Origin of the sequence: uncultured Reyranella sp. (assembly GCF_945957355.1) — a bacterium.
GTDB lineage: Bacteria > Pseudomonadota > Alphaproteobacteria > Reyranellales > Reyranellaceae > Reyranella.
Map to the genome: position 1 here is coordinate 91,155 of NZ_CAMFKM010000016.1, position 9,396 is coordinate 100,550.

At 65.6% G+C, this 9,396-nt stretch carries 10 protein-coding genes; 7 read left to right on the forward strand and 3 right to left on the reverse strand.

Features of this window, described 5'->3' with window-relative positions:
• Positions 1-2: 2 nt before the first annotated feature.
• Together Q0Q48_RS22910 and Q0Q48_RS22915 are read left to right on the forward strand one after the other, a co-directional pair.
• Positions 3-446 (forward strand): NfeD family protein, encoded by a 444-nt coding sequence (locus tag Q0Q48_RS22910; RefSeq protein ID WP_295143160.1) that lies wholly within the window; start codon positions 3-5, stop codon positions 444-446.
• A 62-nt stretch (positions 447-508) separates the two neighbouring features.
• Positions 509-1,720 (forward strand): MFS transporter, encoded by a 1,212-nt coding sequence (locus tag Q0Q48_RS22915; RefSeq protein WP_295143164.1) that lies wholly within the window; start codon positions 509-511, stop codon positions 1,718-1,720.
• A 28-nt stretch (positions 1,721-1,748) separates the two neighbouring features.
• Here the strand turns inward: Q0Q48_RS22915 and Q0Q48_RS22920 are convergent, their stop codons facing one another.
• Entirely contained in the window at positions 1,749-2,855 is a 1,107-nt protein-coding gene (locus Q0Q48_RS22920; protein ID WP_295143167.1) for a pyridoxal-phosphate dependent enzyme, read from the reverse strand.
• Between the two features lie 33 nt (positions 2,856-2,888).
• Positions 2,889-3,827, reverse strand: a complete 939-nt coding sequence (locus Q0Q48_RS22925; RefSeq protein WP_295143170.1) for an acetamidase/formamidase family protein — start codon at positions 3,825-3,827, stop codon at positions 2,889-2,891.
• Positions 3,828-3,908: 81 nt separating this feature from the next.
• Here Q0Q48_RS22925 and rlmJ point away from each other — a divergent pair, with 81 nt between their 5' ends.
• A complete protein-coding gene (gene rlmJ / locus Q0Q48_RS22930; protein WP_295143172.1) occupies positions 3,909-4,769 on the forward strand; it encodes a 23S rRNA (adenine(2030)-N(6))-methyltransferase RlmJ in 861 nt (286 codons plus the stop codon).
• A 4-nt stretch (positions 4,770-4,773) separates the two neighbouring features.
• Here rlmJ and Q0Q48_RS22935 read toward each other — a convergent pair whose 3' ends face one another.
• On the reverse strand, positions 4,774-5,595 hold the full coding sequence (locus Q0Q48_RS22935; RefSeq protein ID WP_295143175.1) for a polyphosphate kinase: 822 nt from the start codon (positions 5,593-5,595) through the stop codon (positions 4,774-4,776).
• 94 nt (positions 5,596-5,689) lie between these two features.
• Between Q0Q48_RS22935 and Q0Q48_RS22940 the strand changes: the two genes are divergently transcribed.
• Genes Q0Q48_RS22940 through Q0Q48_RS22955 form a run of 4 tightly spaced genes read left to right on the forward strand, consistent with a single transcriptional unit; the run spans position 5,690 to position 9,395 of the window.
• Entirely contained in the window at positions 5,690-6,820 is a 1,131-nt protein-coding gene (locus tag Q0Q48_RS22940; protein ID WP_295143178.1) for an ABC transporter permease, read from the forward strand.
• The gene (locus Q0Q48_RS22945; protein ID WP_295143181.1) at positions 6,820-7,620 is read left to right on the forward strand and encodes an ATP-binding cassette domain-containing protein; all 801 of its coding nucleotides are present in this window, start codon (positions 6,820-6,822) and stop codon (positions 7,618-7,620) included. Before Q0Q48_RS22940 ends, Q0Q48_RS22945 begins: the two co-directional genes overlap by 1 nt.
• Positions 7,621-7,626: 6 nt before the next feature.
• A complete protein-coding gene (locus tag Q0Q48_RS22950) occupies positions 7,627-8,661 on the forward strand; it encodes an MlaD family protein (protein WP_295143184.1) in 1,035 nt (344 codons plus the stop codon).
• Complete coding sequence (locus tag Q0Q48_RS22955) at positions 8,658-9,395, forward strand: ABC-type transport auxiliary lipoprotein family protein (RefSeq protein WP_295143186.1); 738 nt, start codon at positions 8,658-8,660, stop codon at positions 9,393-9,395. Before Q0Q48_RS22950 ends, Q0Q48_RS22955 begins: the two co-directional genes overlap by 4 nt.
• Position 9,396 lies beyond the last annotated feature (1 nt).

Consider the following 9,396-nt stretch of genomic DNA (forward strand, 5'->3'; position numbering starts at 1 on the left):
CCATGTTCAAGCTGGTCTTCTGGTACTGGTGGGCGGTCGCGGCCGTGCTGCTCGTCTTCGAGATGATGCTGCCCGGGGTCGTCTTCCTCTTCCTCGCCATAGGGGCGGCGGCGGCGGGTCTGTTCCTGCTGGTCGTGTCCGACCTGTCGATCGAGCTGCAGCTTCTCACCTTCGCGGTGATCTCGGTCGTCGCGGCCGTCGGCCTGCGCCGGACCCTGCGCCGGCTGCAGCATGCCGACAATCCGCCGACCTCGACGCTCAATGCCCGGGGCGAGGCGCTGGTCGGCCGGGTCATCGTGCTCGACGAGCCGATCCTGAACGGCCGCGGCCGGGTCAGCCTGGGCGACGGAAGCTGGAGCGTGACCGGCCCCGACATGGCGAAGGGCGCCAAGGTGCGCGTGAAGTCCGTGAGCGGCACCGAACTCGCCGTGGAGCCTGCACCCTGAAGCCCCGGCTTGCTTATAGTTAACTATCGAGTTAACTATAGGCCTGTTGCAGGAGGATCGGGATGGAACGGTCTTACGGCTGGGTGATCGTCGGCGCGGGCGCGCTGATGGGCTGCGTCGCGATCGGGGCCCTGTTTTCGCTGGCGGTCTTCCTGCAGCCCATGTCGGAGACGATGGGCTGGTCGCGTACCGGCATTTCGAGCGCCATGACGCTCGATTTCCTGACCATGGGCATCGCGGCCTTTGGCTGGGGGGCTCTCAGCGACAGGTTCGGTCCGCGTATCGTGGTCGTTTCCGGCGCTGTCCTGCTGGGTCTCGGACTGGCGATGGCCAGCCGCGCGACCAGCCTGCTCGAGTTCCAGCTCATCTACGGGATCGTGGTCGGCGTCGCCGCCGGAGCGGTGTTCGCGCCGATGATCGCCACCGTCACCGGCTGGTTCGACAGGCACCGCAGCCTCGCCGTCTCGCTCGTCTCCGCCGGCATGGGTGTGGCGCCGATGACCATCTCGCCCTTCGCGCAGTGGCTCATCTCCGTGCACGATTGGCGGAGCGCAATGTTGACGATCGCCATCGGTGCCTGGGCGCTGCTGGTGCCCGCGGCGCTCCTCGTGCGCGCAGCGCCCGTTCCGGCCGGAGCGTCGCCCGGCCTGCCGGCGGAGGGCGGCGAGGGGATGACCGTGGGCCAGGCGCTGCGCTCGCCGCAGTTCATCGTGCTCTCGCTCACCTTCTTCTTCTGCTGCGCCGCGCATTCGGGTCCGATCTTCCACACTGTGAGCTATGCGCTGGCTTGCGGCCTGCCGGCCATGACGGCCGTCACCATCTACAGCGTCGAAGGGCTGGCGGGCCTCGGCGGTCGCATCCTGTTCGGCCTGCTGGGCGACCGGTTCGGCGCGCGTCGGGTCGTCGTCGCCGGCCTGATGGTTCAGGCGGTTGGTGCCGGCAGCTACTACTTCACGCGCGAAGCCGGCGAGTTCTACGCCGTCGCCATCCTGTTCGGCATGGCCTATGGCGGTGTGATGCCGCTCTATGCCGTGCTCGCCCGCGAGTACTTCCCGATGCGCATCATGGGCACGGTGTTCGGCGGTGCGGCTATGATCTCGAGCCTCGGCATGGCTCTGGGGCCGGCGGTGGGTGGCTGGATCTTCGATACCTTCCGCGGCTATGGCTATCTCTACATCGCTTCGTTCGGCATCGGACTCGCGGCCGTCGCGATCGCGCTGGCCTTCCCTCCGCTGCCGTCGGCGCAAGGCAGGACGGAAACGCAGCCCGCTTGAAGCCGCCGCCACGCGCTCAGCAGTAAGGCTAGATGATCGCGTCGCCGTCCTTCAGGAAGGCTTCGAGCGCCCGTTCGTGCGGCTCGAGGTCGAGGCCCTGCGCGGCGACCCAGTCATCGTTGTAGTAGGTGTGCCCGTATCGTTCGCCACTGTCGCAGATCAGCGACACCAGGGAGCCCGTGCGGCCTTCCGACTTCATGCGCGACGTGAGGATGCACAGCGCCACGAAGTTGGTGCCGGTCGAGCCGCCGACCTTGCGGCCGAGCAGCCGTGACAGGACCCGCATTCCGGCCAGGGACTGGGCGTCGGGCACGCGCATCATGCGATCGATCATGTTAGGCAGGAACGACGGCTCGACCCTGGGGCGTCCGATCCCTTCGATGCGGGAGCCGCGGTCGCAGGTCGCCTGGAGGTTGCCCTTGGCGAAGGCCTCGAAGAAGGCCGAGAACTCCGGATCGGCGACGCAGAGCCGCGTCGCGTAGCGCATGTAGCGGATGTACCGGCCGAGCGTCGCCGTGGTACCACCCGTTCCGGCGCTCATCACGATCCAGGTGGGAACCGGATGCGGCTCGCGGCTCATCTGCTCGAAGATCGATTCGGCGATGTTGTTGTTGCCGCGCCAGTCGGTGGCCCGCTCGGCATAGGTGAACTGGTCAACATAGACTCCGCGCAGCTCGGTCGCGAGCGCCTCGGCGGCGGCGTAGATGCCGCGACCGTCGGCGACGAGGTGGCACTTGCCGTGCTGCCGTTCGATCTCCGCGATCTTCTCCGCCGAGGTCGAGGCGGACATGACGGCATGGAAGGGCAGGCCCAGGAGGCGCGCGAAGTAGGCCTCCGAGATCGCCGTCGACCCCGACGACGCCTCGACGATCGGTGTGTCGTGTCGAATCCGCCCGTTGCAGATACCGTAGAGGAACAGCGACCGCGCCAGCCGGTGCTTGAGGCTGCCGGTGGGATGGGTCGATTCGTCCTTGAGATAGACGTCGATCCCCTCGAGCACCGGCAGGTCGAGCCGCAGCAGGTGCGTGTCGGCCGAGCGGCGCTGGTCGTTGCGGATCAGCTCCAGCGCGCGGCGCGACCATTCGGCATCGTTGTGACGGGCGACCGCCTCGTCGAGAAGCTGAAGGTGCGTCATGATCCGCTCGCCCGTTCCCCCGGTTCGCTCCCGTCAGCCGCCGATGATCTTCTTCTCGATCATGCAGTGGATGCCCTTGTTGCCGTCCACCGTCTGCGTGACGTGCAGGTCGGCTTGCAGGGAGCAGAGCATGTAGGCGTCCTCGGGCTTGAGGCCGGTCTTGGCGGTGATCAGCCGGATCATGTCGCGCAGGGCCTCCTTGGCGGCATCGTCGAGATCCTGGTCGAAGCCGTGGGTGATCCAGTGCGTCGCCGTCTCGGCGCGCGGATTGTTGAGCTTCATGCCCTTGTGCAGCGTAAACTTGAAGGTGCCGCTCAGGCTGGTCTCGAGCGCCGTCAGGTTGACCTCGCCGTCGCCCTGCACGCCATGGCCGTCGCCGGTCGAGAACAGGCCGCCGTCGGCGAAGACCGGGAAATAGACCGTCGTGCCGACCCGGAAATGCTTGTTGTCAATGTTGCCGCCGAAGGCACGCGGCTCGACCGAGCTGCACTGGCCCCATTCCGGCGGCGGGGCGACGCCCATGATGCCGAAAAACGGCTTGAGCTCGATCTCGGTGCCCCACGGCATGGTGCAGACGCCGCGATTGGAATCGATCGGGATGTGGGTCAGGCGGAAGAACGGGAAGTCCTCGGGCAGCGTACCCATCAGGGGCCGCTGCACATTCCAGCCCCAGTTGGTGCGGAACTTGATGTCGAGCACCTCGACCGCCAGCGCGTCGCCGCGTTCCGCGCCTTCGACATGGACAGGCCCGGTCAGGATGTGCCGGCCGATATGCGGCTTCAGCCTGGAGAGGATCTCGCGATGCTCCGGCAGGACGTTGAAGGGCTCACCGGGCAGGATTTCGGCCGCACCGGACACGCAGTGGATCGTGGCCGTGTCGCCCGACTTGATGCGGAGCTGCGGCGGGAGCTGGCTGTCGAAGTAGCCCCAGTGGCAGGTTTCGGGCGAAGAATGCAGCTCGTGGTTGGCCATTTCGATCCTCAATTGTAGTGTCCCGCGCCCGAAGCACATACCGTGCCCGGGGAATCATCTCAAATCGGGCCAGAATCCTCCGTGAACTATCGCCACGGCTATCACGCCGGCAACTTCGCCGACCTGCTGAAGCACACCGCACTTTGCGAGCTGCTGCGCCTGCTGACGGCCAAGGACAAGAAGCTGTTCGTCCTCGACACGCATGCAGGGGCCGGTGGCTACGATCTTGCCAGCGCGCAGGCGCGGCGGACCGGCGAGGCGGAGGCCGGCATCGGGCGCCTGATGGCCGAGAGCCGGACGGGCATGCCGGGCGCCGTCGCGCGGTACCTCGCGGCGGTCCAGGCCTATGACCGCAAGTTCGGGCCGGCGGGCGGCACGCTTCATCGCTATCCCGGCTCACCGCGCCTGGTCCGGGCGGCCCTGCGGCCGGGTGACCGGTTCGTCGCCTGCGAGAAGCATCCCGAGGAGGCGATGCTGCTGAAGCGCGAGTTCGCCGGCGACCGTGCGGTCGAGGTGCGTCAGGCCGATGGCTATCACGCCGTGAAGGCGCTGCTGCCGCCGGTCGAGCGTCGGGCGCTGGTGCTGATCGATCCGCCCTTCGAGGCGACCGATGAGTTCCAGGTGCTGGCGCGCGCGGTTCGCCACGGGCTGCGCCGTTTCGCCACCGGCTGCTACGCGATCTGGTATCCGATCAAGGACGGGGCGCCGGTGTCGGAGTTCATCGCGTCGCTGGACGGTGCGAAGTACCTGAACATGGAGCTGGACCTCGGGCCGCGCACGCCGGACGGCAAGCTCGCGACCTGCGGCCTGGTCGTCGTGAATCCACCGTGGAAGTTCGAGGAGGCAATGCGCGAGGCCCTGCCATGGATCGCGGCCCGGCTGGGGCCCGGTGTCCGCGCGAACTTCTCCGCCTCGCCGGGCAGTCTCCCGGCCCAGACCTGAGGGTCTATTCTTCGTCCGTGCCCTTGTCGGTCTTGCCCGGTCGCCAGCCCCACATTTCGTAGGCGGCCTCCGCAATCCTGGGATCGAGCGCGCGATCCTCGATCTTCACGCCCTTGCCCAGCCTGTCGGCGACGATCTGCAGTCCCTTCAGCCGCGCATGCATCTTCTCGTCGGTGGCGATGACGTGCCATGGCGCGCAATCCGTGTCGGTATGCTCGAGCATGTCGTCGTAGGCGTCGAGGTACTGCTTGCGCCTGGCGATGTTGCGGAAGTCCTCCAGGCCGATCTTGTAGTGCTTGCTGGGCTTTTCCAGCCGCTCGATCATCCGCTTCTTCTGTTCCTCGGCGCTGACATGGACGAGCAGCTTGACGATGTGCACGCCATCGTCGGTCAGCTGTCGCTCGAATTCGTTGATCTCGCGGTAGGCGCGCTTCCACTGGGCCTTGTCGCAAAATCCCTCGATGCGTTCGACGAGGACGCGGCCGTACCAGGTCCGGTCGAAAATCGCCCAGTTGCCGGGGGTCGGCAGCCGGGTCCAGAAGCGCCAGAGATAGTGCCGGCCCTGTTCCTCGGGCGTCGGCGCGCCGATGCGCCAGACCTGAATCGATTTCGGCTCCAGACCGGCCATCATGCGCTCGATCAGGCCGCCCTTGCCGGCGGCATCCCAACCGTCGATGGCGATCATCACGCGCCCGCCGGTCCGCAGATGGTGGATATGCAGGTCGAGCAGCCTCTGCTGCAGTTTCCCGAGCTGGTCTTCGTAGCTCTCTTTGTCGATCGGACTGTCGATCATCTCGATTTTGTCCAGACGCGGCCACTTGCCCATTGAGTCCTCCCGGCCGGATCGTGACAGCGGTACGGCATGGGAGCAATGCAGGGCGATTGACAGCGTTAACCTGCGCGACGACTAATCATCGCCGATGGTCGAAGCGGAACCCACAATTCGTTACACGGAGCGCGCGGGCAAGCCCGTCGTCGAAGTCGGCGGAACCTGGACCGTGTTCAGCGTTCGCGGAATTCGCAAGAAGGCCGAGAAGGCGTTGCAGGCTGCGGGCGCCGGGGCGAAGGGCCCGCACGCCGTCGATGCCAAGGGGCTCGAACGGGTCGACACCGCGGGCGCGATGGAAATCCTGCAACTTGCAGGCTGTGGTGTCGATCCGGAGGTCGAGACCAGGGACCAGGCGCAGGCCGACCTGTTCAAGGTCGTCCGCGAGAACATGTGCGAGGCCCATCCCGACCGTCGCGTCAACTGGCTGGCGCACTGGCTGGAGGAGATCGGGCGCGGCACGATCGATTTCTACAAGCAGATCCTCAACCTCTGCGCTTTCTTCGGCGAAATCCTGGTCGTCTTCGTCGAGGCCCTTCTCCAGCCCAAGCGCTTCCGGCCGAGCGCCGTGGTCAGGCAGATGTACGAGGTCTGGATCCGCGCGCTGGTGATCGTGGGCGTGCTCTGCTTCCTGATCGGTGTCGTCATCGCCTACCAGGGCGTCCAGCAGCTCAAGCAGTTCGGTGCCGAGACCTTCACAGTGGAGGCCGTCGGGATCGGGATGTTTCGCGAACTGGGGCCGCTGCTGACCGCGATCATCGTCGCCGGACGTTCGGGCAGTGCGTTCACCGCCCAGATCGGCACGATGCAGGTTAACCAGGAGGTCGACGCGATGCGCACGATCGGCCTCAATCCCATCGAATGGCTGGTCCTGCCGCGGATCAGCGCCTTGCTGATCTCGATGCCGCTGCTGGCCTTCTGGGGCGACATGGCGGGCTTGCTGGGCGGCGCCGTCGCCTGCACCGTCTATCTGGACTTCACCTTCGTCCAGTTCTTCGACCGGCTGCGCGATACGGTCGGCGCCTGGCATTTCTACACCGGCATGATCAAGGCGCCGGTGTTCGGCATCGTGATCGCCACCATCGGCTGCTTCGAAGGACTTCAGGTCCGCGGAAGTGCCGAGAGCGTGGGCCAGCTCACGACCAAGTCGGTGGTAGAATCGATCTTCTGCGTGATCGTGCTCGATGCCGTGTTCTCCGTCATCTTCCTGCTCGCCGGCGTCTGATGGCCGAAGGAGGGCAGATCGTCGATCACCGCAACGGCCGCGACGTCGTACTGCGCCTGCGGGGAATCCGCACGCAGTTCGGCGACAAGGTGATCCACAACAATCTCGATTTCGACGTATTCCGGGGCGAGATTGTCGGTCTGGTGGGCGGGTCCGGAACCGGCAAATCGGTGCTGTTGAAAACCATCATCGGTCTGAACGAGGCGCGTGAGGGCACGATCGAGATGCTCGGGGTTGACACCGGCACCCTGCACGGCAAGGCCAAGCGCGAGATGCTGGCACGCACGGGCGTCCAGTTCCAGGACGGCGCGCTGTTTTCCTCGTTGAGCGTCACCGAGAACATCATCGTCCCCATCCGCGAGCATGCCCAGCTCGAGGAAGATACGATGCGCGAGATCGCGGCGCTGAAGGTGGCGATGGTCGGTCTGCCGCCCGACACAGGAGAGAAGAAGCCGTCGGAGCTTTCTGGCGGCATGCGCAAGCGCGCCAGCCTGGCGCGCGCCCTGGCGCTCGATGCCGAACTCCTCTTCCTGGACGAGCCGACGGCGGGTCTCGACCCGATCGGCGCGGCCCATTACGACGAACTGGTGAAGGGGCTTTCCCACAGCCTGGGGCTGACCATTCTGATGGTCACCCACGATCTCGACAGCCTGAACGCCGTTTGCGATCGCATCGCGGTGCTTCTCGACAAGCGCGTCGTGGTAGGTACCATGGAGGAACTGTTGGAATACGATCATCCTTGGGTCCGGGAATATTTCCATGGGCCGCGGGGCCGCGCGGCGCGGCAGGAGCGGAAGTAGCGTTCGATGGAAAGAAAATCGCCCTATGTGCTGATCGGCGCGGCGATGATCCTGTTCGTCGCCGCCGTGGCCGGCTTCGTGATCTGGAAGCTGCGCGCCGGCGACCGCACGTCGTATGCCTATTATGATATTCTCTTTTCCGGGGACGTGCAGGGACTGACCCTCGATTCGCCGGTGTTCTATCGTGGCCTGCGCGTCGGCCGGGTCGCCAACATCCAGCTCACCTCGCGCGTCGACACCCAGCGATCCACCGGTCGCGAACGGTTGACGGAGAAGATCGAGGTGACGGTGGCCGTGGACTGGTCGATCGATATCCGCGACCGCTCCTATGCCGTGTTCGAAAAGCCGTTCATCGCCGGGGCGCCCTTCATCCAGATCGTCGGCCGCCTCGACGTCGATCAGGTCAAGCCGAAGAAGAAGCTGGGCGACAAGCCCTATCCGGAGATCCGCGAGGGGGCCTCGTTCCTGCAGGCGACTTCGACCTCCGCGCAGGAGCTACTGACCAAGGCCAGTACCACGGTCGACCGCCTCAACGACCTGCTGAGCCCCGACAATATCGGCGCCGTCACCGACACGCTGCGCAACCTGCAGACGGCAACCAATGCCTTCGCCAAGTCCGACACTGCTATACAGACAACCTTGGCCGAACTGCCGCTGGCCATCGCGGACTTCCGCAAGACCTTTGCTCGTCTGGACGACCTCTCGAGTTCACTGACCCTGATCGCGCAGGAAATCGGGCCGCAGGATGCGGCGACGCGCAAGGCCCTGGCCGGCAAGGAGCCCGGCGAGCTGCGCAAGACGCTGAACGAGACCCGTGCGGCACTGGCCAACATCAACGCCGCCGCCACCCAGCTCAACAAGCTGGTCGCCGACAACAGCCGTCCGATCAAGAATTTCACCGAGACGGGCCTGACCGAGTTCTCGCTGGCGCTTCGCGACCTGCGCCAGCTCACCGCCAATCTCAACGTCATCGCGACACGGCTGGAGCGCGACCCGGCCAACTTCGTGTTCAGCGGCAAGCAGGGATACACGCCGAAATGATCCGTTGCCTGGCCGCCTGTGCGGCCGCTGTTGCTTTTCTGTCGGGTTGCTCGTTCGTCAGTGCCGTCGATTCGGTGGGCGATCCGACCGACCTCTACACCGTCTCGCCCAAGAGTACCTTCGATCCCGATCTGCCTTCGGTCTATTGGCAGCTCGCGGTGGAGGCGCCGGTTGCGGCGGCAAATATCGATACCGGCCGCATCGCCATCGCCATGACGCCCACCTGGGCGGATTACTATGCCAAGGTGGCATGGACCGATCGCGCGCCGCTGATGGTCCAGACCCGGATCGTCGATTCGTTCGAGAACACCCGGAAGATCGTGGCGGTTTCCCGAGAATCCATTGCCTTGCGGGCAAATTACGTGCTGCAGCCGGACCTGCGAAACTTCGAGGCCATGTACTTTTACGGCAAGCCGCCGATCGTAAAGGTCCGCATCATCGCCAAACTGGTGCGCATGCCCGATCGCCAGATCATTGGGGTCGCATCGTTCGAGCGCTGCGTCCGGGCGCGCGCCGACAAAGTGCCCAAGGTCGTCGAGGCCTTCAACCAGGCGTTGGGGAGCGTGATGAAGCAGCTGGTGTCGTGGACGCTCCGGACGCCTCCGCCGCAGCCCCCGAGCGAGTTCGCGCCCTACGACATCGCGCGCTATCGCAATCCGGCGAACGCCGTCATCGACAGCGCCAATTGTCCCAAGGGCGACGACGCGTCGATGGTTCCTTACACCGACGAATAGG